We start from the raw sequence: 25401 nt of genomic DNA, 5'->3' as shown, positions 1-25401 counted from the left end.
AGCCGTCCGGTGGAGCCGTCCGGTGGGGCCGGGTTACCTGGTCAGGACCGAGAGGTCCTGGGCGGCCCGCGGGACGGCGACCGTGGAGTGGTCGTCCGACAGGGTCTGGACGGTGAACATCGCGATGCCGTCGGCCGGGAGGGACAGGGTGCGGGCCGCGTGGACTGGGCCGCCCGAGAGGGTCTCGACGGTGAGCGCGTAGGAGCCCTTGCCACCGGCCGGGGCCAGGGAGAGCGTCTGCGTGGTGCCGGCCTTGACCGTGACCTCCTGAGAGGCCGGCTCGCCGCCGCCGGTGCCCGGCGAGGCCGTCACCTTGACCTTGGCGTCAGCGGCCGGGGCGGTCAGCGACAGCACGGTCGTGTTCTCGTCGGGCCGGTTGTCGGCCACGGTCGCCCGTGTCCCGACCGGTCCGGCGGCCGGGACGAAGCCGAGCTCCTGCTTGGCGCCGCTGCCGCGGACCACCCGTACCGCCGCGACGACCGGGGCGGCCTTCTTGGCGTCGACCGGGCCCAGCAGCAGCGAACCGGGCTCGCCGCGGGTCAGGTCCTTGAGGTCCAGGGCGGCGGTCATACCGGCCTTGACGTGCAGCTGTTCGCTGCCCGCCGGGCTGATCGCGCCGCCGGGCGCCGCCAGGCGCACCTTCAGGTCGGCGTCCTCCTCACCCGGTACGAAGGCCACGAGCCGTACGGAGGCGGCGTCGGCCGGGATGCCCGGGAGCACCAGCGAGCCCGCCGGGTCCGTGGAGGCCGGCAGCCAGTCGGCGCCCACGCCCTCCTCGGCGACCTGCACGGAGGCGCCCACCCGGCCCGCGCGGGTCGTCACGTGGGCGGTGGCGTCGGCGAGCTGGGCGCCCGGGACGAGGGAGGAGAGCAGGACGGTCTTGGTGGACTTGGGGTCGACGCGGATGTTCTCGCTGGTGCCGCCCTCGGGCTTGGCCAGTCCGTCCGGGCCGAAGAGCTTGATGTCGACGATGGCCGCGGCGTCGTCGGGGTTGGTGAGGTGGACGTAGTCCTCGCGGCCCTTGGCCGTGCTGACGGCGGGGAACCAGAAGTCGGTGCCGGGCGCGGTGCAGCCGACGCCGAGCACGCCGCGGGCCCGGCCGACCGAGACCTTGGTGGTCAGCTGGGCCGTCCAGCCGGGGGCGAGGGCCCCGTCGGCGCTGCCGGTGAGGGCGGGCGCGTCGGCGCCGTTGGCGGTGGCCCCGACGGGCTTGCCGGGTTCCTTGGCCTCCAGCACCGGCTTGGCGTCCTTGGTCGCGCCGAGCAGCCGGGCCGAGCCCTTGCCCTCTCCGGCGGGGGCGCCCGGGGTGAAGGAGGTGTAGGTGGTCTCCGCGATGTCCGAGGAGCTGGGCCCCGGGCACACCAGCAGGGACCGCTCCACCGGCATCCGGGCCGCGGCCGCCGGCTTGCCGTCGGCGGTCGTGCCGTCGGCGGCGGGGGCGGTGAGGGCGGCGATGCCGGTGAGGGCGGCCAGCGCCGCGGTCACGGCGGCCAGCGTCAGGGGTGCGCGCTGCTTCACTGCTGGGGGCTCCCGTCAGGACGCGGGTCGTGCGGTGCGTGGGGGTCGTACGGTGCGTGGGGGTCGTACTGCTCGTACGGCTCGTACGGGTACTGCTGCGGGTACGGGGCCTCGTAGGCCTGCTGTCCCGGCTGTCCCTGCTGTCCCGGCTGGCCCTGCTGGTCGTATCCCGGGTACTGCTCGTACGGGATCGGCTGCTGGGGCTGCGGCTCGTAGGTGTAGCCGCCCTGGTCGCCGTAGGGCTGGTAGGCGTACGCCTCCTCGCCGTAGACGGGCTGCGCCGGGATCTGGGCGTACGGGTCGGCGACCGCGGCGGTCTCCACCGGTGCGGGGGCGGGCTCGGCCTCGGCGCGCAGCCGGCGGGCGCGGCGGCCCTCGCCGGCCTCGCCCGGGCCGGGCTGGGACGGGATCGCGGCCTCCTCCTCGGGCAGGTCGTCGTCGAGCTGGGCGCGGCGGCCCGGCAGGGCCATCACCAGCAGGACCAGGGCGAGGATGCCCTGCGCCCAGTACCAGGCGCTCTGCAGGAGGGAGTCCTCGTGGACGAGGTCTAGGCGGCCGCCGGCGGCGGGCAGTTCGAAGCCCTGTGCCCAGCCGTCGAGGGTCTTCGCCTTGAGGGGCTTGCCGTCGAGGGTGGCCTGCCAGCCGGCGTCGGCGCGGTCGGCGATGCGCAGCACGCGGCCGGCCTCGCCCGAGGGGATCTTGCCGTGGGCCTCGACGGGTCCGGCGGCGACCGGGATCGGGGCCTCGCCCTGCTTGCCGGAGACGATGACGGCGCGGGGCAGCCAGGGCTCGACGCCCCACAGTGCGGTGCCGTCCTGCTGGTGGCGCCGGCTCAGGCCCGGGGTGGCGTCGAGGACGCGGCGGATCTCTTCGGGGCCGCCGGGGCGGAACATCACGAAGCGGATGGCGTAGGCGCTGAGCTGGCTGGACTGGTCGGCGCCGGAGCCGGCGACCAGGTTGGAGACGACCTTGTCGAGGCGGGGGTCGCCGCCGGTCCGGGCGGTGATCTCGGCGTCGCCGACGCGGCCGCCGGAGCCGCGGACGAGGCTGTAGGAGACGGTGGCGGGCGGGTCCAGGTCGAGGATCAGGGTGCGGGTCTGGTTGTCGTCGCCGCCGGCGTCGGCGACGAAGGCCGGGACCTGGACCGGGTCGCGGCGCTCCAGCGGCCCGTCGGCGCCGGCGATCATCCAGGTGGCGGCGGCGACCAGCGGGCCCGCGGCGACGGCGAGGGCGATGAGCGCGGCCAGCGGCTGGCGCCAGCCGAAGCTGCGGGCGGCGACCCGCTCCTTGGCACCGTCCGCGCCGAGCGCGGCGGCCGCGAGCAGGGCGAGTCCGTAGACGAGGGTGGCGGGGCCGGCCCACGCGGTCCGGTTGGCGAGGACGGCGAGGAGCAGTGCGGCCAGGGCGGCGGCCCAGGCGGTGCGGACGGCGAACCGGCGGTCGGTGCGCAGCAGGGCGGCCAGCGCGGCGAGGACGATGCCGGCGAGCAGCAGGCCGGCGCCGGTGCCGGGGCCGCCGGGGTTGATGCCGAGCAGGCCGAGGGCGCCCGCGGCGCCGGTTCCGTAGGGCAGTCCGGCCTCTTGGAGGAGGCGGCCGGGGTGCGTGAGCAGGCCGATCGACCAGGGGGCGAGCACGAGCAGCGGGACGGCGAGGGTGGCGAGCAGCCGGGGTCCGTACGCCTTCCAGTGCGCGCGGCGCAGGACGAGTGCGGCGGTTCCGAGGACGGCGGCGAGCGGCCAGACCACGGGGGTGAAGGCGGTGGCCAGGGTCAGCAGGAGCGTGTACGTCCACACCGCGCGCCAGCTGCCCCGCTTGTCGGCGGTCGGCTCGCCGCCGCCGAGGGCGAAGGCGGCGACGGCGGAGCGGGCGATGAGCGGCAGCACGACGGCGAGGACGGCGGTGCCGAGGCGGCCGCCGGCGAGGGCTCCGGTGACGGCGGGGAGGAAGGCGTAGGCGATGGCGGCCCAGGCGCGCAGCAGCCGGGACTCGACGAGCGGCCGGGAGGCGAAGTAGGCGGTGAGGCCGGCGAGCGGGACGGATCCGACGAGCAGCAGGGTCAGTGCGGCCTGGGTGGAGCCGAACAGCAGGGTGGCGAGGGCGCCGAGGACGGCCAGGTAGGGGGGCGCGGAGGCGGTGGAGCCGGTGCCGACGGCCTGCCAGCCGTCGGTGTAGGCGCGCCAGAGGTCGGGGCCGCTGTCGGGGGCGGGCAGCAGGGCGCCGCCCATGAGGGAGCCGCCTCCGACGAGGCCGCGGCAGGCGGCGAGGGAGACGAGCAGGAGGAGCCCGAAGAGGACCGGCGCGGGGTTGCGGGCGATCCGCTTGAGGCGGGCGAAGCGTTCCTCGGCCACGGCGTAGTCGCCGTCCTCGCCGGGGGCGGTCAGGATGCTGCCTCCGCCGTGCCGGCCGGCGGGGGCGACGTCGGTGTCGCGGTCGCCGCCGAAGTAGCCGGCGAGCTGTTCCGCGTTGGCCCGCAGGGAGGCTCCCGGCGGGGGGAAGAGCGGGCGCAGGTCGGCGGCGGGGACGGCGGGGCGGCGGCGGGCCTTGCGGGCGGCGAGGATCCGGCCGGGGCGCAGCAGGGTGGCGAGGAGGCCGGTGATCTCGTCGACGGCCTGGCCGGGGGCCTTGCCGATGAGGTAGGCGAGGGTGCGCAGGACGGTGCCGAGGAGGACGCGCAGCAGGACGTAGGGCAGGGCGCGGCCGGAGCTGTTGGCGAGGATGGTGTAGACGGCGCCGGCCTTGTCGACGCGGTGCGGGCCGGCCGCGGTGCGGCCGGCGCAGTCGACGGTGCGGCGTTCGCGGGCGGAGGCCTCGGCGTGGCGCAGGACGGCGTCGGGGGCGACGAGGACGGTGTGGCCGGCGCTCTGGGCGCGCCAGCACAGGTCGACGTCGTCGCGCATCAGGGGCAGGCGGCGGTCGAAGCCGCCGAGGTCGTCGTAGACGTCGCGGCGTACGAGCATGCCGGCGGTGGAGACGGACAGGACGGGGCGGACCTGGTCGTGCTGGCCCTGGTCCTGTTCGCGGCGGTCGAGTCCGGTCCAGCGGCGGCCGCTGCGGGCGATGGTGACGCCGGCTTCGAGGAGCTGCTTCTTGTCGTACCAGCCGCGCAGTTTGGGGCCGATGACGGCGGCGTCGGGGTTCTCCTCGGCGACGCGGAGCAGCTCGGTGAGGGCGTCGGGTTCGGGGGCGCTGTCGTCGTGCAGGAGCCAGAGCCACTGGACGGGTTCGCCGTGGGGGAGTTCGGGGAGGTCGTAGGTGTCGTCGCGCCAGGTGCGGCTGACCGGATCCCAGCCGCTGGGGCGCTTGAGGTACGGGAGGTCCTCGAGGGTCAGGGTGCCCGCGCTACGGGCGGATTCGTCCACGGCCGTACCGAATCCGGTGCGGCGGGCGAGGTGCAGGACGCGGTCGTCGCCGAGGGCCTCGGTGAGCAGCCGCGCGGATTCGTCGGCGCTGCCGGTGTCGGCGGCGATGTGGTTCTGCGCGGGGCGTTCCTGGCCGAGGAGGCCGGCGAGTGTCCGGGGCAGCCAGCGGGCGCCGTCATGGGCGACGAGGACCGCGGTGACTACGTGCCGGGGGAACTCGGGTGTGGCGGGGGCCTGGTGGGAGGCCGCCGACTGGCTGTGCAGGGACATCGCGCTACTGGCCCTCCGGCCTGGGGGTCCCTCCGGACGGGGCCGGGGGGAGGGTCCGGGGGTGGTGTGCCCTCGGAGGCTGCTGGACAGCGCCCCACCCTAACGGCTGGCAACACAACGGTCCGCCTCCTGCGGGGAAGGTGCAGGAGGCGGACCGTTTGACGTGCTCTGTGTGATGTCTTTCGTGCGTTCGATATGTCGTGCGTTGTGCGGTGGGTGCCGGGTCGGTGGTGCCCCGGCCGTTTCAGACCGCTGCCTTTTTCAGCCGGCGGCGCTCGCGCTCGGACAGACCGCCCCAGATGCCGAATCGCTCGTCGTTGGCGAGGGCGTACTCAAGGCATTCGGAGCGGACTTCGCAGGCGAGGCAGACCTTCTTGGCCTCGCGGGTGGAGCCGCCCTTCTCGGGGAAGAAGGACTCGGGGTCGGTCTGGGCGCACAGAGCGCGCTCCTGCCATCCGAGCTCTTCGTCCGCCTCCTCGACCAGCAGTTCCTGAAACAGCTCGGTCATGTGCGCCCCTCGCTCTGTCTGTGCGTCCCCGTGGTGATGCCGTTACTGATCGCTACGTAACGACACGAGTGAAATTACAAGTGCGTGGCTCCGGAGCAGTCAAGCCGGGATCTGCTATTGGGCCCCTTATTCACTCGGCGGAACCAAGCGTATGCAGAAAGTGTTCATATCGCCAAAAATCGTGACACATGCCTCAGGTGTCGCGAGACTCCCGCCTTCACCCGTTATCCACGTGCCACCTGGGGGGTGGGGTTGCGATCCACTCGGAGAAGCGGCGCAGATCACATTCCGGTCACGAGATGACGGGTTGGGTTTGAGCCCTGGCACAGCGCCACATCCCCTGCCGGAGATTGCACAAACCTTTCTCCGCGCACAGCAACCGGATGAGGTGAAACTTTTGCCCTAAACCGGACATTGGGTTGACAGTCCGACCCCCGAACCGTTCTCCTTGTTCGCATGTCAGCGCCCGCAGCCGCCACCCGGACCCCCATTCGTGGGTTCCTGTGCGCTGCCCAGGTTCGCTGTTGCTGTTGCAGCTGTTGATGCCCCCGGAGCCCCGGCTCCCGTGAGCTCCGGCCCGCCCCCACAGCAACCGCCAGCACGACTGACATCCGTCGAGGTAACCCCCACGATGAACAGCACGCACAGCGCCACCCCCACTGCCGCCGCCCCTGCCGCTCCCGCGCCCGCAGCGCCCACAGCGCCCGTGGCGCCCACCGCGCCCGTCGAGAGCGACCTGCAGATCGCCGGCGACATCCTCGCCGTCCAGCACCTCCTCCAGCCCGCCCGGGAACACCCGGCCACCGTCGCCGAGTTCGTCGGCCTCGCCCGCTCCCTCGCCGAGGACCGCGCCTCCTGGGAGCACCTCGTCCGGTACGACGCCACCACCCGCTGGTACCACCGGCTGCGCACCGGCCCCGGCTACGAGGTCTGGCTGCTCAGCTGGGTCCCCGGCCAGGGCAGCGGCCCGCACGACCACGGCGCCTCCTCCGGCGTCCTGACCGTCCTCGAAGGCGAGCTCACCGAGCACACGTCACGCGGACGGCTCACCCACCGCCCCGGAACCCAGCGCGTCCTCGCCCCCGGCTTCGCGCACGAGGTCGTCAACGACACCCTCGACGGCGCGGTCAGCCTGCACGTGTACTTCCCCGGCCTGACCGAGATGCCGATGCACAGCTGCTCCCCGGCCGAGTCCGAGTCCGTACCCGCCTGACCCTCCCGTCGCTCCGCTGACAGACTGTCCGCATGCGCATCGTTGTTCTGGCCGGCGGTATAGGCGGCGCCCGGTTCCTTCGCGGACTCAAGTCGGCAGTGCCCGACGCGGACATCACGGTCATCGGCAACACCGGTGACGACATCCACCTGTTCGGGCTCAAGGTCTGCCCCGACCTCGACACGGTGATGTACACCCTCGGCGGTGGCATCAACGAGGACCAGGGCTGGGGCCGCACCGACGAGTCCTTCACCGTCAAGGAGGAGCTCGCGGCGTACGGGGTCGGACCCACCTGGTTCGGCCTCGGCGACCGCGACTTCGCCACCCACATCGTCCGTACGCAGATGCTCGGCGCGGGCTACCCGCTGAGCGCCGTCACCGAGGCCCTCTGCGACCGCTGGCAGCCCGGGGTGCGGCTGCTGCCCATGTCCGACGACCGGGTCGAGACCCACGTCGCGATCACCGAGGCCGGGACCGGAGAGCGACGGGTCATCCACTTCCAGGAGTACTGGGTCCGGCTGCGCGCCGCGGTGGACGCGGAGGCCGTCGTACCCGTCGGCGCCGAGCAGGCCAAGCCCGCGCCCGGCGTGCTGGAGGCCATCGCCGCCGCCGACGTGATCCTCTTCCCGCCCTCGAACCCCGTGGTCTCGGTCGGGACGATCCTCTCCGTGCCCGGCATCCGGGAAGCCGTGGCCGCCGCCGGGGCGCCCGTGATCGGCCTCTCCCCCATCGTCGGGGGCGCGCCCGTGCGCGGGATGGCCGACAAGGTGCTGGCCGCGGTCGGCGTCGAGGCCACGGCCGCGGCGGTCGCCCTGCACTACGGCACCGGGCTGCTCGACGGCTGGCTGGTGGACACCACCGACGCGGACGCAGTCGCCGAGGTGGAGGCCGCCGGCATCACCTGCCGCGCGGTGCCGCTGATGATGACCGATCTGGAGGCCACCGCGGAGATGGCCCGGGCGGCGCTGGAACTGGCGGAGGCCTCCCGGTGACGGAGCCGACCAGCGGGGACGCGTCTCGCGAGTACGGTCCCTCGTACGAGGTGCGGGCCGTCGGCGGGATGCCCGAGGTCAGGCCGGGCGACGACCTGGCGAAGCTGATCACGACGGCCGCGCCCGACCTGCGCGACGGAGACGTCCTGCTCGTCACGTCGAAGATCGTCTCCAAGGCCGAGGGCCGGATCGTCGAGGCGGACTCGCGCGAGGCGGCCATAGACGCGGAGACCGTACGGGTCGTCGCGCGCCGGGGCCCCCTGCGCATCGTCGAGAACCGGCAGGGCCTGGTGATGGCCGCCGCCGGAGTGGACGCCTCCAACACCACCCCCGGCACGGTGCTGCTGCTGCCCGAGGACCCCGACGCCTCGGCCGCCGCGATCCGCGCCGGCGTGCGCGACGTCCTGTCCGTGGACGTGGGCGTGGTCGTCACCGACACCTTCGGGCGGCCGTGGCGCACCGGACTCACCGACGTGGCGATCGGCTCGGCCGGCGTGCGCGTCCTGGACGACCTGCGCGGGGGCACGGACACGCACGGCAATCCGCTGAGCGCGACGGTGGTGGCGACCGCGGACGAGCTGGCCGCCGCCGGCGACCTGGTCAAGGGCAAGGCCGCCGGGCTGCCCGTGGCCGTCGTACGCGGCCTGGCCCACGTCCTGGGCGAGGGCTCCTCGGCGCGGGACCTGGTGCGCACCCCCGCCGACGACATGTTCCGGCTGGGCACCTCGGAGGCCGTACGGGAGGCCGTCACGCAGCGCCGTACCGTACGGGCCTTCACGGCGGAGCCGGTGGACCCGGGCGCGGTCCGGCGGGCGGTGGCCGCGGCCGTGACGGCCCCGGCCCCGCACCACACGACGCCGTGGCGGTTCGTGCTGCTGGAGTCCGAGGCCTCGCGGACGGAGCTGCTGGACGCGATGCGGGACGCGTGGATCGCGGACCTGCGGGCGGACGGCAGGTCCGAGGAATCCGTGGCGAAGCGGGTGCGGCGCGGGGACGTGCTGCGGAACGCCCCGTACCTGGTGGTGCCGTGCCTGGTGACGGACGGCGCGCACCACTACGGGCACGCGCGGCGGGACGCGGCGGAGCGGGAGATGTTCGTGGTCGCGATGGGCGCGGGCGTGCAGAACCTGCTGGTCGCGCTGGCCGGGGAGCGGCTGGGGTCGGCGTGGGTGTCCTCGACGATGTTCTGCCGGGACGTGGTGCGGGAGGTCCTGGGGCTGCCGCGGGACTGGGACCCGATGGGGGCGGTGGCGGTGGGCCACCCGGCCTCGGCTCCGGCCGGCCGGCCGGTCCGGACGGCGGAGGACTTCATCGAGGTCCGCTGAGCCTTCGGGTCAGCGGGTCAGCGGGTCAGCGGGTCAGAGCCTGCCGATGTCGCCGCGCGGCATGCGGGGCGTGCGGCGGGGCGGGGTGTGGCCCGCGAGGAGGATGAGGCGGGCGGCGCGGTGGCGCTGCCCGGCGTACGGGGCGAGGAGCTCCAGCATGGCGTCGTCGTCGGTGTCGCGGTCGCCGACGAGGGCGTAGCCGATGATGCCGGGCAGGTGGAGATCGCCGGTGGTCACGGCGTCGGGGTCGCCGTTGCTGCGCTGGAGGGTCTCGGCGGAGGTCCACGGGCCGATGCCGGGAACGGCCTCCAGCCTGCGCACGGCCTCGGCCGGGGCCATGGCGGCGGCCTCCTCCAGGCGGTTCGCCACGCGGGCGGCCCGGACGATGGTGGCGGAGCGCTTGGCGTCGACGCCGGCCTTGTGCCAGTCCCAGGACGGGATCATGGCCCAGGTGCGGGCGTCGGGCACGACGTACAGGTCCTGCGGCCCGGGCGCGGGCTCGCCGTACTGCCTCACGAGGCGGCGCCAGGCGCGGTAGGCCTCGTCGGCGGTGACCTTCTGCTCCAGGACCGTGGGGATCAGGGACTCCAGGACCATGCCGGTACGGGTGAGGCGCAGGCCCGGGCGGCGGCGGTGGCTGGCGTGCACGAGGCGGTGGCGGGGGACGAAGGCGGCGGGGTCGTCGCCGGCGCCGAGGAGCACGGGGAGCTGTTCGAGGAACCAGTCGGCGCCGGGTCCCCAGGCCTCGGCGTGCACCTGCTCGCCGGCACGGGCCACGCGGAGGGTGGCCGGGCCCAGCGGGGTGCGGGCGGTGCGCCAGAGCGAGCCGTCGGGGGTGATGCGGAAGGTGGGGTCGGCGGGGCCGCGTCTGAGGGGGCCGAGGGTGAGGCCGAGGTCGAGGGGACCGTCGGGGGTCCACCGGCGTTCCTTGGCGCCGGCCGTGGCGGTGGCCCCGCGGCTCGGGGGGACGTCGGTGCGGCCGCCGCGGACGGCGGTACGGGTGAGTGGATCGAAGCGGCCGGCCATGCGTCGAGCGTAGCCCTGCCGAGCGCTCCGCCCCGAACCCCGGTCCTCAGACGCCGGACGGGCTGAAGGATCGCCTCAAACGCCGGCGGGGCTGGATTTGGCGGGCTGGATGGCCGCGGAGCGGCAATTTCAGCCCCGCCGGCGTTTGAGGCGCGGGCGCGGAGCGCCGTAGGGGGTCCGGGGCGGAACCCCGGCAGCGGTGGGACCGCCAGGGGCGGAAAGACGGGGGCCGAGGCCCCGGAGCGGAGCCGTCTGTACGGCCACTGCGGGCCGCCGGAGGCTACGGGCGGCCTTGGAGTTTGGCCGAGCTCGTCCGCGTCGTCGGGAGTTTGCCGTACAGCTTCTTGCCCGGGCATTCCGTGGCGAAGCCGTCGCGGTGGCCCGAGATGATGTTCATCGACACGTTCTTGCCCTTGGGGTAGCGGTTGCCGCCGCCCGAGGTCAGGGTCGTCTTTCCGCGCGGGTCGCGGCCGAAGAGGCCGAGCTTCCAGGCCGTGAGGCGGGCGACCGCGTCGACCGCCACGGCCGGAGGTGCAGCGGAGGAGTACGTGCCGAGCACCACGACGCCCATGCTGTTCGTGTTGAAGCCCATGGTGTGGGCGCCGAGCACCGCCTTCGAGACGCCGCCCGCGCGGCCCTCGTAGACCGTGCCGCACTTGTCGACGGCGAAGTTGTAGCCGAGGTCGCGCCAGCCGCTGCTGATCACGTGGTAGCGGTACAGGCTGCGCAGCACCGCCGGGGCGTCCTTGCAGGCGTAGTTGTTGCCGGAGGCGCTGTGGTGGACGAAGGCCGCCTTCACCGAGCTGGTGTAGACGAAGGCCTTCTCGCGCAGGGACTCGTCGGCGCCCCACCCCTTGCGGGTGACGATGCGCGGGCGCGGGCCGATGAACGGGGCGGCCGCCGCGCTCAGTTCGCCGTCGCTCGCGAAGACGGCGTCGGCCGTGGAGTCGGCCTTGTTCAGCTCCGGGATCTCGTCGGCGCCGAGCGCGGCGTGCGGCACGTTCGCCGCGGAGGACTCGGCCATCTCCATCGTCATGCCGGGGGCGGCCACCTCGCCCTTGTCGTCGCCCACCGGGCCGCCGTTCTTGCCGTCGGCGGCCCTGACGGGCACGTCCGCGCCCGGGTCGACGAGTTCGATCCGCATGCCCGAGGGCAGCCGGGATCCCGGGCGGGTGGACGGGGCGCCGGGTTCCGCCTGGACGCGGACCTCGACGCCGTCGGACGCGCCGACCCACAGCGGGGCGGTCGCGCCGCGGACGCGGCCGGACGCGCGTTCCGCCGCACCGGGGTCGGCCGCGTGCTCCCTGTTGTGGATCTCGACGTCCTGCCAGTCGGACCAGGTGGCGGTCCGGGCGGAGCGGGTACGGACCTGGACCCGGCCGTGGAGTTCGGTGCCCGCGTCGTCCCAGACGACGCCGACCAGCGAGAACGTCGTGACCTCGCGGGCGTCCAGGCCCTGCGTCTCGGGCACGCGGGGCGAGACGCTCATGCCGGGGACGCCGGGGGTGCGGTCCGCCGAGGGTCCGAGGGGGACGAGCGGCATTGACTGGGTGGACCCGCCTGGGGTCACGGGAGCGACCGCACCCGTGGATGGAGTGGCCAGGGCCGGAGTAGGGAGCGCGAGGGGCAGGGCCAGTGCGGCGGCCGTCGCGACGCCGATCGAGGAAGCAAGGAATCCACGCATGAAAAGGATGGTGAACACCCGCACGGCCCGGCGCCATCCGAGAACTGACGGTGCGTCCGGTGACGGGCCGTGTACCCCTCCCCCGTACGGTGGAGCCGGCGGCCCCCGTACGGGGGACGGGCCCGCGTACCCTGTGCCGGGTGAACGCCACTGACCGCACCCCTGCCGACCTGCTGCGATCCGCGCTCGCCGCCGATCCGGGCCGCCCGCTCGTCACCTTCTACGACGACTCCACCGGCGAGCGCGTCGAATTGTCCGTCGCGACCTTCGCCAATTGGGTGGCCAAGACCGCCAATCTGCTCCAGGGCGACCTGGGCGCCGAGCCCGGTGACCGGCTCGCGCTGCTGCTCCCGGCGCACTGGCAGAGCGCGGTCTGGCTGCTCGCCTGCGCCTCGGTCGGGGTCGTGGCCGAGATCGGCGGCGATCCGGCCGGTGCGGACCTCGTCGTCAGCGGGCCGGACACGCTGGAGGAGGGTCTCGCGTGCCGCGGCGAGCGGGTGGCGCTCGCGCTGCGGCCGCTGGGCGGGCGGTTCCCGCAGGCGCCGCCGGCCGGGTACGCGGACTACGCGGTGGAGGTGCCGGGCCAGGGTGACCGCTTCGCCCCCTTCGCGCCGGTGAACGCCGATGACGCCGGGCTGGTCGTCGGCGGCGAGGAGCTCTCGTACGCGGCGCTCACCGCCCGCGCCCGCGAGGACGCGGCGAAGCGCGGCCTCGGCGCGGAGGCGCGGGTGCTGACCGGGCTCGGCTACGACACCTGGGACGGGCTCTCGGCCGGCCTCTACGCCCCGCTGGCCGCGGGCGGGTCCGTGGTGCTGTGCCGGAACCTGGACCGGCTGTCGGCGCAGGCGCTGGCCCAGCGGATCGAGAGCGAGCGCGTCACCCACACCGTGTAGCCCGTCCACCGCCGCCGCCCGGGCCCTCCGTGGCCTCTGCCCGGGCCCTCCGTGGCCCCTGCCCGGGCCCTTCGTGGCCCCTGCCCGGGCCCTCCGTGGCCCCTGCCCGGGCCGTCAAGCGTGCGTGCCCGTGCCCGGCACCCACACTGCTCAACCGCGGGAACGGGCGATTTGTCACCCGGACGGCCCTAGACAGGCACCCGCCCCCAGGCTGCTCCGGTGGCCCGGGGGCAGGATCGGCAGTGGCCGCACTCACCCGTACGGCCGGGCCTGAGGTCGTAGCGGCGAGGGGACGGACGCCAGTGACGGGCAGCGCAGGCATACCGGGCGGCACCGGTGCGGACGCGGGAGCCGGACGGCCCCCGCGGAACCGCCGGCGCCGGCTGCTGCGCTGGATCGGCCTCGGGCTGGCCTTCCTGGTCCTGGCCGGGGCGGCCACCGGCTGGTGGCTCTACAACAAGCTCGACGGGAACATCACCGAGGACACCTCCGCGGCGGCCGAGCTGGGCCGCTACGAGCGCGACCGCCCGGCGCACCTGGCCACCGGCTCCCAGAACATCCTGCTGATCGGCTCGGACTCGCGCTCCGGCAAGGACAACGCCCCGTACGGGCAGGACGAGGGAACCCAGCGCTCGGACACCACGATCCTGCTGCACCTGCCGGAGGACCGCAGGAGCGCGACGGCGGTGTCGATACCGCGGGACCTGATGACGGAGATCCCGCCCTGCCTGAAGGCGGACGGGAGCCGTACCGGCGATCGGTTCGCGCAGTTCAACTGGGCGTTCCAGTGGGGCGGGGCCGCCTGCACGATCCGTACCGTGGAGAAGCTCACCGGGATCCGGATCGACCACCACATGGTGATCGACTTCGGCGGGTTCAAGAAGATGGTCGACGCCATCGGCGGGGTCGAGATCTGCCTCAAGGAGCCGGTGGACGACTCCGAGGCCAAGCTGAGGCTGGCCGCCGGGCGGCAGACCCTCCAGGGGGAGCAGGCGCTGGGCTTCGTCCGTGCCCGGTACAGCCTGGGCAACGGCAGTGACACGGAACGGATGGAGCGCCAGCAGCAGTTCCTCGGTTCGCTCGTCAAGAAGGTGAAGAGCAACGGGGTTCTGCTGAATCCGGCGCGGCTGTACCCGCTGCTGGACGCGGCGACCTCCTCGGTGACCACGGACCCCGGGCTGGCCTCGCTGCGCGGTCTGTACGAACTCGTGCGCGGCATACGGGACATACCGACGGATCAGGTGAAGTTCCTGACCGTGCCCCGCCGGCCCTACTCCGCCGACCCGAACCGGGACGAGCTGGCGGAGCCGGACGCGGCGCGGCTGTTCCGGCAGCTGCGGGCGGACCAGCCGGTGACGGTGGCCCCGCCGGAGGCCGTGACCACGCCCACACCCGCGCCCACACCCACGCCCTCGGCCACCCCCGCCCCGACCTCCACCGGTACCTCCACCGGTACCTCCGCCGCCCCCTCGACCACGCCCCCACCTGCCCTTACGCCCGAGCCCACGGACGGCTCCGAACCGGCCACGACGGCCGGGGTGACGCCGGGAACGACCACCGGTGGAACCGTGACACCCCCCGTTCCCGTCCCCACCTTTACCGGTACCACGGCGGAGAACGCCGACTGCCGGTAAAGCAATCCCAAAAGCCGGTGACCGAACCGAGTGGGATGGGTGGTTCACCCCGTTATAAGGGGAGTGGAATTTGTCACCAGCATGGTTTGCGGCCGAACAGGGCGGATAGGGTGAGCGATCCGGTGCCCGGCCGGACCAGAGACCGGGCGCCAGCAGCCGGATCGTTGACCGGGCGCCTGGGGGAGGCGCGTCGCGAGGCACCGACGGAGGATTCGAGCAACCGTGGATGCGCAAAGCCGTGGACGGGCGGACGAGATCGACCCCGCCGACCAGTGGGTGCTCAATCCCCGCACAGGCAACTACGAACTGCAACTGGGCGACTCCGCTGCGCAGGCGCAGCCGCGCCCCAGGGTCGGCGCGCCCCGCAGATCGGCCTCGGCCCCTGCCGCTCCCACCGCCCCCTCCCCCGGCGTACCGAAGCCGCGCCGCGGCGACGGCCCGCCCGGAGGCCGGCGCGGCGGTCGCTCCCGCAAGGGCGGCGGTGGCGGCGGACGCCGTAAGAAGGCGCTGCTGATCACCAGCGGGACGCTGGCGTTCCTGTTGGTCGGCGGCGCCGCGGCGGCGTACCTCTACTACGACCACCTGAACGGCAACCTCAGCGTCACCGACGTCGCGGGAGCGGGCACGGGCGGTTTCAAGAAGGACCAGCCCATCAACATCCTGGTCATCGGCACCGACAAGCGCAGCGGCGCCGGCAACGAGGGCTACGGGGACAAGGACAGCGTCGGCCACGCCGACACCACGATCCTGTTCCACGTCTCCAAGGACCGGACGAACGCGACCGCGCTGTCCATCCCCCGCGACCTGATCACCAATATCCCGGCCTGCCCGACGAAGCAGCCGGACGGTTCGACGAAGACGGTCCCGCCCGCCAAGAACACCCGTTTCAACACCAGCCTGGGCCAGGAGGGCCGCGACGCGGGCTGCACCATGCGCACGGTCAAGGAGCTCACCGGCATCGAGGTCGACCACTTCATGATGGCCGACTTCAACGCCGTCAAGACGCTGAGCACGGCGGTCGGCGGCGTACCGGTGTGCCTGGACAAGGCCGTGAACGACGAAGAGGGCTCCCACCTCAAGCTGGGCCCCGGCGAGCACCGGCTGGAGGGCGAGCAGGCCCTCGCCTTCGTCCGTACCCGGCACGGCTTCGGCAACAACAGCGACCTCGACCGGATCAGGATCCAGCAGCAGTTCCTGGGTTCGATGATGCGTGAGATGAAGTCGAAGGAGACGCTGACCAGCCCCAAGAAGTTCCTGTCCCTCGCGGAGGCGGCCACCAAGTCGCTGGGCGTGGACTCGGGGATCGGGTCCATCTCCAAGCTCACCGACCTGGCAGGGGAGTTGAAGAACATCGACACGAAGAACGTCACCTTCACCACCCTGCCCGTGAAGGACAATCCGGCCGAACCGGAGGGCAAGAAGGCGACCGTCGTCGTCGAGAAGTCCCTGGCCGACCCGCTGCTGCAGATGATCCGGGGGGACGTCTCGCTCACGGAGGTCGAGAAGAAGGAGCAGGCGGCGAAGGAGGCGGCCGACGCGGACGCGAAGGCCAGGCAGGACGCGCTGCTCCAGGGCAACCGGGCGGCCGCGGCGGACGTACGGGTGAGCGTCTACAACGGCGGCGGGCCCTCGGGCGCCGCCTCCACCACACTGAACTGGCTGCAGAACACCAAGGGGATGTCCAAGGCCAGCAACCAGGGCAACGCCCCGGCGAAGGTCGGGGCCACGCAGCTGGAGTACGCGCCCAACCAGGCCGACCAGGCCCGGGCGCTCGCGGACGCCCTGGGGCTGCCGGCCACCGCGCTGAAGATGGGGACGGCGGACGCGGCGGCGAAGGCCCCGATGAAGCTGACACTGGGTCCGGACTTCGAGAAGCCGGGGGCACCGCTCGGGGCGCCGGTCCCGCAGCAGCTTCCCGAGGACGTCCAGCAGGCCCAGGCCGACAAGGCGATCTGCGCCAAGTAGCGGGACGCAGCCGGTCGTACCGGCACACAGACGACCTAGAAGGATCTTGAGGGGGGACGCGTGAGGCACAGCAGCGTGCGGGGGGAGGGGGCGACGGCCGAGGCCACCGGGGACGTATCCGGCGGCGGGGCGGACGCGCCCGGCGTGGTGCCCGCACCGCGGGGCGGCTCCAGGGCCGCCCGGCGTGCGGCCGCCCGCCAGCGCCCCACCAGACGGGGGCGGCGGCGCGTGCTGCGCTGGGTGTCCGCCGTCCTGTCCCTGCTCATACTCGGGACGGCGGCGGCCGGTTATCTGTACTACCGCCACCTGAACGGCAGCATCCAGACGGACGCGCTGAACCTCGGCGAGACCAAACTGGGCGGTTCCAAGCCCAACGCCTTCGGGCAGACCCCGCTGAACATCCTGCTCATCGGCTCCGACGCGCGCAACGACGCGGAGAACCAGGCGCTGGGCGGGGGCACGGACACCTTCGACGGCCTGCCCCTCGCGGACGTGCAGATGCTGCTGCACCTGTCCGCCGACCGCAGCAACATGTCCGTGGTCTCGATGCCGCGCGACACGATGCTGATGATGCCCAAGTGCACCGAGCCGGGCGGCAAGGTGTACCCCGCCAGCAAGGGGCTCGTGCAGACGAACGAGTCCCTCCAGCGCGGCGGACCGGGCTGCACCGTCGCCGCGTGGACCGAGCTGACCAAGATCCCCATCGATCACTTCATGATGATCGACTTCAAGGGTGTGGTGTCCATGGCGGACGCCATCGGCGGCGTCCCGGTCTGCGTCGAGCAGAACGTGCACTCCCGCACCCGTGACGGCAAGGGCTCGGGCCTGAAGCTGCCGAAGGGCGAGAACATCATCCAGGGCGAGGTGGCCCTGCAGTGGCTGCGCACGCGCTACGGCTTCGAGGACGGCACGGACATCGGGCGCACCCACGCCCAGCACCAGTACATGAACTCGATGGCCCGGGAGTTCCGCAAGAACGCCAAGCTCACCAACCCGGTGAAGCTCAACAGCCTGGCGCAGGCGGCGATCCAGGCCATGGTCGTGGACACCGGCCTGAACAAGATCGACAAGCTGTTCGACCTGAGCATGGAGCTCAAGAAGGTTCCGCCGGGGCGGATCACCATGACCACGATGCCCTGGGTCTACAGCACGAAGCCCGGGCTGGACGGACGCGTCGAGCCCATGGCGGGCGAGGCCGAGGACCTGTTCCGGATGGTCCGCGAGGACATCGCGCTCGACGGCAAGGGCTCCGGCACTCCGGAGGGCGGCGCCTCCCCCTCGCCGGGCGTGAGCGGTGCCCCGTCCACCCCGGCCCAGCCGGCCACCGCCCCGACCACCGCCCCCGCCGCCCCGCCGGCGAAGATCGTGGTCAGCGTCCGCAACTCCACCGGCGGCAAGGACGGCGCCCAGGTCAGGGTCAAGAACCGGGCGAACGACGTGGCGGCGCTGCTCGCCGCCAAGGGCTTCACCAAGGCCGGCGCCGACACCCAGACCGGGGCCGAGGACACCACGGTGGTCCGCTACGCCACCGACGGCCAGGCGGCCGACGCGGCGGCCCTGGCCACCGCGCTGGGCCTGCCCGCCGCCTCCGTGGAGAAGTCCGACCAGGTGCCGGGGATCGTCCTGTTCGTCGGCAAGGACTGGCGGACCGGCGACGCGCCGGCCCCGCCGCCGCCCGCCCCGACCGTGGCCCCGACGTCCGCCCACGCGCTCAACGGCGACAACGACAAGGCCTGCATGCCGATCCAGCCGGGCTTCACCTGGTAGCGGGTCCCTCGTACCCCCGGAGCACGCGGAAGGGGCCCGGCTCGGAGGCTGTGTGCACAGCCTCCGAGCCGGGCCCCTCCGTACGTCCCGGACCCGCGGGTCAGACCTGCGAGGAGTCCCGGTGCACCGCCGGGCGGCGGCTCGCGATGAGCTTGTTGGCCAGGGCCCGCGGGCTGGTCAGGAAGCCGAAGCCCCAGCACAGGTGCATGGTCGCGAGGGCGACGGGGATCTGCGCCCGCGCCTTCAGCGACAGCCCCTTGCCGGCCGGTACGGAGCCCACGGCGATCGCCGCGAGGTAGCCGGCCGGGACGGCGAAGCCCAGGGGGGTGACCGCCACGCCCACGACGACGCCCGCGGCGAGCGCGCAGACGAGGGTCGGCGGGGCCAGGTAGCGCAGGTTGATGGAGCCCGAGTGGTAGCGGGCCACCACGTGCCGCCAGCGCCCGTAGTCCTTGTACTGCTTGGCCAGGGCCCTGACCGAGCGCCGGGGGCGGTACTGGACCTTCAGCTCCGGCGAGAACCAGATCAGGCCGCCGGCTTCGCGGATGCGGAAGTTCAGCTCCCAGTCCTGGGCGCGGATGAACTCCTCGTTGTAGCCGCCCTGCTGTTCCAGCGCCTCGCGGCGGAAGACGCCGAGGTAGACGGTCTCCGCCGGTCCGGCCTGGCCGCCGGTGTGGAAGGGCGCGTTGCCGACGCCGATCTTGGAGGTCATCGCGGCGGCGACGGCCTCTTCCCAGGCGTTCTCGCCTTCGGCGTGCATGATCCCGCCGACGTTCTGCGCACCGGTCTCGTCCAGGAGGCGGACGGCGGTGGCGATGTAGTTCGGCGAGAGCATGCCGTGGCCGTCGACGCGTACCACGATCGGGTGACGCGAGGCCTTGATGGCGGCGTTGAGCGCCGCCGGGGTCCGGCCGGTGGGATTCGGGACGGTGTGGACTCGGGGATCCTCGGCGACGAGTTCGGCGGCGATCTCGTCGGTGCGGTCCGTGGACGGCCCGAGTGCGATCACCACCTCCATCTCGCCCGCATACTCCTGTTCCAGGATGTGGCGGACGGAATCGCGGAGATAGTGCTCCTCATTGAGCACCGGCATGATCACCGAGACTGCGGGCTGCTGGGCGGGCATGTGGTCCTTCAAGGTCGGGTATCGGTGTCACGTTACCGCGTACGGGGGAACCGGGTGCGCGCCGAGTGATCGGTAAGGACAAACGCTGATCGTATGGGCCTACTGTTCTGTCGAATCAGCTGAATCCGACCCGTCTCTCGACCGGTCTCCCTGCTGCTCCCGCGGAGGTGTCCACCGTGCCCCAGCCGCACCGTCCCACCCGTCCCGCCGGGCCGTCCCAGCCGCAGCGCGCACGGCGCGGCGGCGGCGCCGGCGGCCCGGCCCGGCGTCGCGGCGAGCGACCCCGGTGGGGGGTGCGGCTCGCGGCCGGACTGTCGGTGGTGGTGCTGGGCTCCGGGGCAGTCGGGCACGCCGTGATGACCGGCCTGGACACCGGGATCGAGCGGGTGGACCCGTTCAAGGACATGAAGAACCGCCCGCAGGCCGGGCACGGCCTGAACTTCCTGCTGGTCGGCACCGACGGCCGGGAGAAGATCACCCCGGAGGAGAAGCGCGAGTACCGCCTCGGCGGCGCGCCCTGCCACTGCACCGACACGATCATGCTGGTGCACCTGTCGGCCGACAAGGAGCGGGCCAGCGTCATCAGCCTGCCCCGCGACAGCTACGCCGAGGTGCCCGCGCACCGGGACCTGGTCACCGGCAAGGCGCACCGGGCCCACTCCCTGAGGCTGAACGCGGCGTACGCGGAGGGCGGCCCCAACCTGACCGTGCGGACCGTCGAGAACATGACCCGGGTGAAGATCGACCACTACCTGGAGGTCGACTTCACCAGCTTCATGAAGACGGTCGACGCGATGGGCGGCGTGGACATCTGCACGGCCAAGACCATGCGCGACCCCAACACCGGCCTCGACCTGCTGCCCGGCACCCACCGGCTCAGCGGCGGCCAGGCCCTGCAGTACGTGCGCTCGCGCCATGTCGACGGGGCCTCCGACCTGGGCCGGATGCAGCGTCAGCAGCGGTTCATCGCCGCCCTGATCAAGCAGGCGACCGGCGGTGGGGTGCTGCTGAACCCGGTCAAGTTCAAGGAGGTCAGCTCCACCCTGCTCGGCTCGGTGCGGGCCGACAAGGACTTCGGCTCGGAGCAGATGCTGGCGCTCGGGCAGGCGATGCGGGACTTCACCCCCTCCTCCTCGGAGTTCGCCTCGGTGCCCATCGGCGACCCCTCGTTCCGCCTCAAGGGCATCGGCTCGACCGTGAAGTGGGACGAGCCGAAGGCGGCCAAGCTGTTCGAGGCCCTGCGGGAGGACCGCCCGCTGGCTCCCGCCCGCCCCGGGAAGAGCGGCGGCAGCCGCCCCGCGGCGGTGCCGGTGGACGTGCCCCCGCAGCAGGTCCGGGTCCAGGTCGAGAACGGGACGCGGATCGACGGGCTCGGCGGGCGGGTCGACACGGCGCTGCGCGCCACCGGCTTCGACACCACCCGGGCCCCGGGCAACGGCGCCAGCCGCGACGTCAAGCGCACCGTGATCACGTACGACCCGCGCTGGGACCGCTCCGCCCGTTCGGTGGCGACCGCCCTGCCGGGCAGCGAGCTGCGGGCGGTGGCGGGCCAGGGCCGGACGGTGCTGGTCATCGCGGGCGCGGACTACCGCAAGGTGGTGCCGGTCCGCGCGGAGGACCCGTACCAGGGCACCTTCGGCGTGGTCACCGGCGACCAGGTGGTCTGCGGAAGCTAGCAGGCAGGGCCGGCCGGTCCGTGCCGGTCCGTGCCGTCAGTCGTCGAAGCCCTGGGCCGCCCGCTCCTCGCGCAGCGCCATGATCGCCTGGCGGCGGGCGAGCCGGTGGGTGCGGCGGATCTGGGCCTCCTGGTAGCGCCGCTCGTCCCGCTCCGTCTCCGGGAGCACCGGCGGGACCTGGCGGGGCTTGCCGTCGGCGTCCACGGCCGCGAAGACGAGGTAGGCGCTGCCGACCTGGGTGGCGGGCGTGGACTCGTTCCACCGCTCCGCGAGGACCCGTACGCCGATCTCCATGGAGGAGCGGCCGGTCCAGTTGCACTGCGCCTTCACGTGGACGAGGTCACCCACGCGCACGGGGGCGAGGAAGGCCATCTCGTCCATGGAGGCGGTGACGGCCGGGCCGCCCGAGTGGCGCCCGGCCACGGCGCCCGCCGCGTCGTCCACCAGCTTCATGATCACGCCGCCGTGCACCGTGCCGAGGAGGTTGGTGTCGTTCGCGGTCATGATGTGGCTGAGGGTCGTACGGGAGGCCGCGGTCGGCTTCCCGGGCAGCTCGCCCGGTATCTGTGTCATACGGACACCTTAGAGCCGTACCAGAGGCATCAGCTCTGCAACAGCCCCGGTACGGATCCCGCCCCGGACTGTCGGACGGCACGCCCGGACAGGCATCCTAGGGCGCATGAATGACTGGCCAGAAGGTCGTGACGACGGCTACGGGCGCGGCAGCGCCGAGCCGCAGCCCGAGGGCGTACAGCGGATGCGGCACGTCCGGCGACAGCCGCAGCAGCAGCCGCGGCCCGCGCAGCCCCCGCGCCCGCAGCGCCCGGCGGGCCCGGCGCCCGCGTACGGCGTGCCTCCGCAGCAGGCCGGCGGCCACGACACGTACGGCGGTTACGACAGCGGTTACAACACCGGCCAGGTCTACGGTTCGCCCTCCGGCGGCGCACCGGGCGGTCCGGCGGGTCCCGGCGGACCCTCGGGACCCGGCCGTCCCGGCAGTCCCGGCGTCGCGCCCGGCCCCGCCCCGGACTGGCGCAAGCGGATCAAGATCGGCTCGATCGTGCTGGTCTCCGCCCTGCTGGTGACCACGGTCTCCACCTACTTCTGGGCCGACTCCAAGGTGCGCCGCGAGGTCGACCTCTCCAAGGTCATCGAGCGCCCCAAGGAGGGCGACTGCACGACGTACCTGATCGTCGGCTCCGACAGCCGCGAGGGCATGTCCGACGAGGAGAAGAAGAAGCTCCACACGGGCTCGGCCGAGGGCAAGCGGACCGACTCGATGATGATCCTGGCGAAGTGCTCCAGCGGGAACACCATGATCTCGCTGCCGCGCGACTCGGACGTGGAGATCCCGTCCTTCGTCGGCTCCCAGTCCGGCAAGAAGTTCCCCGCGCAGGGGCGCCGGGTCAAGCTCAACGCGGCGTACGCGGAGGACGGCCCGGAGCTGCTCGTGCGGACGGTGGAGCACAACACCGGTCTGCGCATCGACCACTACGCGGAGATCGGCTTCGCCGGCTTCGCGAACATCGTGGACGCGCTGGGCGGCGTGGAGCTGGACATCGAGGAGGGCTTCAAGGACGAGAAGTCCGGCGCCGACTTCAAGGCGGGCAAGCAGACCCTGAACGGCGAGCAGTCGCTGGCCTTCGTCCGGACCCGCTACGCCTTCGCCGAGTCGGACCTGCAGCGCACGAAGAACCAGCAGAAGTTCCTGTCGGCGCTGGCGAGCCAGGCGGCGACCCCGTCCACGGTCCTCAACCCGTTCGACCTCTACCCGCTGCTGGGCGCGGGCCTGGACACCCTGATCGTGGACAAGGACATGGGCCTGTACGACATGGGCCGGATGTTCTTCGCGATGAAGGGCGTCAACGGCGGTGACGGCGTGTCGATGAACATGCCGATCTCCGGGCAGCGCGGCGGCAACCTCGTCTGGGACAAGGCGAAGGTGCAGCAGCTGGTGAAGCAGATCCAGAACGACGAGAAGGTCACCGTCCGCGGCAACTGACCGCGGCGGTACCCGCTCCCCGGACTCCGGTCAGGCGTCCGGGGAGAAGCGGATGGCGGCGGCGGGCAGCTGCGCCTCGCACCACACCCGGGCCCCGGACCGCAGTTCGTTGTCGGCCCCCACGACGGCCCCGTCACCGATGACGGCGCCGTCCAGTACGGTCCGCGCGCCCACGGCGGAGCCCGCGCCGATCAGGCTGGCGCTCACCTGGGCGTCCGGGCCGATCACCGCCCCGTCGAGCACGATGGTGCCCTGGACGACCGCGCCGGCCTCGATCCGGGCGCCGGCTCCCACGACGGTGCCCCCCGACAGCTTCGCTCCGGCCGCCACTTCGGCGCCGGGCAGCACCAGCGACTCGCCGCGGCGGCCGGGGACCGCCGGGGAGGGGACCACGCCGCGGACCAGGTCAGCGGAGGCCTGGATGATGGACTCGGGCTTGCCGAGGTCCATCCAGTAGGTGTTCTCGGTGACGCCGTGCAGCTTGGCCCCGGAGGCCAGCAGGCCGGGGAAGGTCTCGCGCTCGACGGAGACCGGGCGGCCGGCCGGGATGGCGTCGATCACGCTGCGGCGGAAGACGTAGCAGCCGGCGTTGATCTGGTCGGTGATGATCTCCTCGGGGGTCTGCGGCTTCTCGGTGAAGGCCAGCACCCGCCCCTCGGAGTCGGTGGGGACCAGGCCGAAGGCGCGCGGGTCCTCGACGCGGACCAGGTGCAGGGAGACGTCGGCGTCGGCCGCCTCGTGCGCCTCGACGAGACCCGCGATGTCCAGGCCGGTGAGGATGTCGCCGTTGAAGACGAGGACGGAGGAGTCCGGACCGCCCGTCAGGCGCCGTCCGGCGTTGCGGATGGCGCCGCCGGTGCCGAGGGGCTCGTCCTCGACGACGTATTCGAGGGTGAGGCCGAAGTCGGATCCGTCGCCGAAGTAGGGCTCGAAGACCTCGGCGAGGTAGCAGGTGGCCATCACGATGTGCGTGACACCGGCGGCGGCGGCCCTGGCTATCTGGTGGGCGAGGAAGGGAACTCCGGCCGTCGGGACCATCGGCTTGGGCGTGTTCACCGTCACCGGACGCAGGCGCGTCCCTTGTCCGCCGACCAGCAGGATCGCTTCCGTCATTGCGTTCTCCCCAACCGATTCCGGCGTACGAAGGTCCAAATTTAGCCCATCCGGGGCGTGCGAAGGCCGGAGACGGATGTGCGCATCCGCCTCCGGCCTGGGAGGACGTTACGGCAGGTTGCGGGCCATGACGATCCGCTGGACCTGGTTCGTGCCTTCATAGATCTGCGTGATCTTGGCGTCGCGCATCATGCGCTCCACCGGGTAGTCACGGGTGTAGCCGTAGCCGCCGAGGAGCTGGACGGCGTCCGTGGTGACCTCCATGGCCACGTCGGAGGCGAAGCACTTGGCCGCGGCGCCGAAGAACGTGAGGTCCTCGTGGGGGCCACCGCCGGACACGCGCTCGGAGCGGGCCGCGGCGGAGTACGTCAGCTGGCGGGCGGCCTCGATCTTCATGGCCATGTCCGCGAGCATGAACTGCACGCCCTGGAAGTCGCCGATCGGCTTGCCGAACTGCTTGCGCTCCTGGACGTAGCCCTTGGCGTAGTCGAGGGCGCCCTGGGCGATGCCGAGCGCCTGGGCCGCGATGGTGATGCGGGTGTGGTCGAGGGTCTTCATCGCGGTGGCGAAGCCGGTGCCCTCGGCGCCGATCATGCGGTCGGCGGGGATCCGGACGTTGTCGAGGTAGACCTCGCGCGTCGGGGAGCCCTTGATGCCGAGCTTCTTCTCCGGGGCGCCGAAGGAGACGCCCTCGTCGGACTTCTCGACGACGAAGGCGCTGATGCCCTTGGAGCGCTTCTCCGGGTCGGTGACGGCCATGACCGTGTAGTACTCGGAGACGCCCGCGTTGGTGATCCAGCGCTTGACGCCGTTGAGCACCCAGAAGTCCCCGTCGCGCACGGCGCGGGTCTTCATGCCGGCCGCGTCGGAGCCCGCGTCGGGCTCGGAGAGCGCGTACGAGAACATCGCGTCGCCCTTGGCGAGCGGGCCCAGGTACTTGGCCTTGAGCTCCTCGGAACCGGAAAGGATCACCGGGAGCGAGCCGAGCTTGTTGACGGCCGGGATGAGGGAGGAGGACGCGCAGACGCGGGCCACCTCCTCGATCACGATCACGGTCGCGAGGGCGTCCGCGCCCGCGCCGCCGTAGGTCTCGGGCACGTGGACGGCGTGCAGGTCGCTGGCGACCAGGGCGTCGAGGGCCTCCTGCGGGAAGCGGGACTCCTCGTCGACCGCGGCGGCGAACGGCAGGATCTTCGCCTCGGCGAGCGAGCGGACCGACTCGCGGAGCATGTCGTGCTCCTCGGCCGGGCGGTACAGGTCGAAGTCGGCAGAACCCGCCAAGATCTCTCACTCCCCAGGGTGATGCGTGATGCTAACTACCGTTAAGTAA

18 protein-coding genes are annotated in these 25401 nt (G+C 72.9%); 9 read left to right on the top strand and 9 right to left on the bottom strand.

Annotated features, from left to right (window positions below):
* Positions 1-33: 33 nt before the first annotated feature.
* The 3 genes from ACZ4VT_RS19275 to ACZ4VT_RS19265 form a co-directional block, all read right to left on the bottom strand.
* Positions 34-1518 (bottom strand): DUF5719 family protein, encoded by a 1485-nt coding sequence (locus tag ACZ4VT_RS19275; protein WP_467951115.1) that lies wholly within the window; start codon positions 1516-1518, stop codon positions 34-36.
* Complete coding sequence (locus tag ACZ4VT_RS19270; protein WP_467951114.1) at positions 1515-5147, bottom strand: glycosyltransferase family 2 protein; 3633 nt, start codon at positions 5145-5147, stop codon at positions 1515-1517. The genes ACZ4VT_RS19275 and ACZ4VT_RS19270 overlap by 4 nt, the downstream gene beginning before the upstream one ends.
* A 244-nt stretch (positions 5148-5391) precedes the next feature.
* The gene (locus ACZ4VT_RS19265; protein ID WP_003983763.1) at positions 5392-5655 is read right to left on the bottom strand and encodes a WhiB family transcriptional regulator; all 264 of its coding nucleotides are present in this window, start codon (positions 5653-5655) and stop codon (positions 5392-5394) included.
* Between the two features lie 631 nt (positions 5656-6286).
* Here ACZ4VT_RS19265 and ACZ4VT_RS19260 point away from each other — a divergent pair.
* Genes ACZ4VT_RS19260 through ACZ4VT_RS19250 form a run of 3 tightly spaced genes read left to right on the top strand, consistent with a single transcriptional unit; the run spans position 6287 to position 9185 of the window.
* Positions 6287-6868, top strand: coding sequence for a cysteine dioxygenase (locus ACZ4VT_RS19260; protein WP_467951113.1), 582 nt, complete (start codon positions 6287-6289; stop codon positions 6866-6868).
* A 32-nt stretch (positions 6869-6900) separates the two neighbouring features.
* Positions 6901-7860 carry a 2-phospho-L-lactate transferase gene (gene cofD / locus ACZ4VT_RS19255; RefSeq protein WP_362812053.1) on the top strand — a complete coding sequence of 320 codons (960 nt, stop codon included), beginning with the start codon at positions 6901-6903 and terminating at the stop codon, positions 7858-7860.
* The gene (locus tag ACZ4VT_RS19250) at positions 7857-9185 is read left to right on the top strand and encodes a coenzyme F420-0:L-glutamate ligase (protein WP_467951111.1); all 1329 of its coding nucleotides are present in this window, start codon (positions 7857-7859) and stop codon (positions 9183-9185) included. Before cofD ends, ACZ4VT_RS19250 begins: the two co-directional genes overlap by 4 nt.
* Before the next feature lie 33 nt (positions 9186-9218).
* On the opposite strand, the gene ACZ4VT_RS19245 is transcribed toward ACZ4VT_RS19250, so the two are convergent.
* The gene (locus tag ACZ4VT_RS19245; RefSeq protein WP_467951109.1) at positions 9219-10211 is read right to left on the bottom strand and encodes a DNA-3-methyladenine glycosylase family protein; all 993 of its coding nucleotides are present in this window, start codon (positions 10209-10211) and stop codon (positions 9219-9221) included.
* Between the two features lie 280 nt (positions 10212-10491).
* The gene (locus tag ACZ4VT_RS19240; RefSeq protein WP_467951106.1) at positions 10492-11895 is read right to left on the bottom strand and encodes a peptidoglycan recognition protein family protein; all 1404 of its coding nucleotides are present in this window, start codon (positions 11893-11895) and stop codon (positions 10492-10494) included.
* Positions 11896-12035: 140 nt separating this feature from the next.
* On the opposite strand from ACZ4VT_RS19240, the gene ACZ4VT_RS19235 reads away from it, so the two are divergent.
* The 4 genes from ACZ4VT_RS19235 (at position 12036) to ACZ4VT_RS19220 (ending at position 18154) form a co-directional block, all read left to right on the top strand.
* Positions 12036-12788, top strand: a complete 753-nt coding sequence (locus ACZ4VT_RS19235; RefSeq protein WP_467951104.1) for a TIGR03089 family protein — start codon at positions 12036-12038, stop codon at positions 12786-12788.
* Positions 12789-13090: 302 nt separating this feature from the next.
* Positions 13091-14422, top strand: coding sequence for an LCP family protein (locus ACZ4VT_RS19230; protein WP_467951102.1), 1332 nt, complete (start codon positions 13091-13093; stop codon positions 14420-14422).
* 222 nt (positions 14423-14644) lie between these two features.
* Positions 14645-16387, top strand: coding sequence for an LCP family protein (locus ACZ4VT_RS19225; RefSeq protein WP_467951100.1), 1743 nt, complete (start codon positions 14645-14647; stop codon positions 16385-16387).
* 60 nt (positions 16388-16447) lie between these two features.
* On the top strand, positions 16448-18154 hold the full coding sequence (locus tag ACZ4VT_RS19220; protein ID WP_467951098.1) for an LCP family protein: 1707 nt from the start codon (positions 16448-16450) through the stop codon (positions 18152-18154).
* Positions 18155-18254: 100 nt separating this feature from the next.
* Here the strand turns inward: ACZ4VT_RS19220 and ACZ4VT_RS19215 are convergent, their stop codons facing one another.
* A complete protein-coding gene (locus tag ACZ4VT_RS19215; protein ID WP_467951096.1) occupies positions 18255-19280 on the bottom strand; it encodes a glycosyltransferase family 2 protein in 1026 nt (341 codons plus the stop codon).
* 167 nt (positions 19281-19447) lie between these two features.
* On the opposite strand from ACZ4VT_RS19215, the gene ACZ4VT_RS19210 reads away from it, so the two are divergent.
* Positions 19448-20956, top strand: coding sequence for an LCP family protein (locus ACZ4VT_RS19210; protein ID WP_467951094.1), 1509 nt, complete (start codon positions 19448-19450; stop codon positions 20954-20956).
* A gap of 36 nt (positions 20957-20992) precedes the next feature.
* Here ACZ4VT_RS19210 and ACZ4VT_RS19205 read toward each other — a convergent pair whose 3' ends face one another.
* Entirely contained in the window at positions 20993-21529 is a 537-nt protein-coding gene (locus tag ACZ4VT_RS19205) for an acyl-CoA thioesterase (RefSeq protein ID WP_361756158.1), read from the bottom strand.
* 106 nt (positions 21530-21635) lie between these two features.
* On the opposite strand from ACZ4VT_RS19205, the gene ACZ4VT_RS19200 reads away from it, so the two are divergent.
* Positions 21636-22958 carry an LCP family protein gene (locus ACZ4VT_RS19200; RefSeq protein ID WP_467951092.1) on the top strand — a complete coding sequence of 441 codons (1323 nt, stop codon included), beginning with the start codon at positions 21636-21638 and terminating at the stop codon, positions 22956-22958.
* A gap of 30 nt (positions 22959-22988) precedes the next feature.
* On the opposite strand, the gene manB is transcribed toward ACZ4VT_RS19200, so the two are convergent.
* Both manB and ACZ4VT_RS19190 read right to left on the bottom strand, forming a co-directional pair.
* Positions 22989-24071: a mannose-1-phosphate guanylyltransferase gene (gene manB, locus ACZ4VT_RS19195; RefSeq protein WP_351595155.1), complete on the bottom strand. Its 1083-nt coding sequence runs from the start codon at positions 24069-24071 to the stop codon at positions 22989-22991.
* Positions 24072-24179: 108 nt separating this feature from the next.
* Positions 24180-25352 carry an acyl-CoA dehydrogenase family protein gene (locus ACZ4VT_RS19190; RefSeq protein ID WP_033222753.1) on the bottom strand — a complete coding sequence of 391 codons (1173 nt, stop codon included), beginning with the start codon at positions 25350-25352 and terminating at the stop codon, positions 24180-24182.
* Positions 25353-25401: the final 49 nt, after the last annotated feature.

Source organism: Streptomyces sp. NPDC029164 (genome assembly GCF_055563995.1).
Note: the sequence above shows the minus strand (reverse complement) of the source record. Positions and strands in the feature narration are given on the sequence as shown.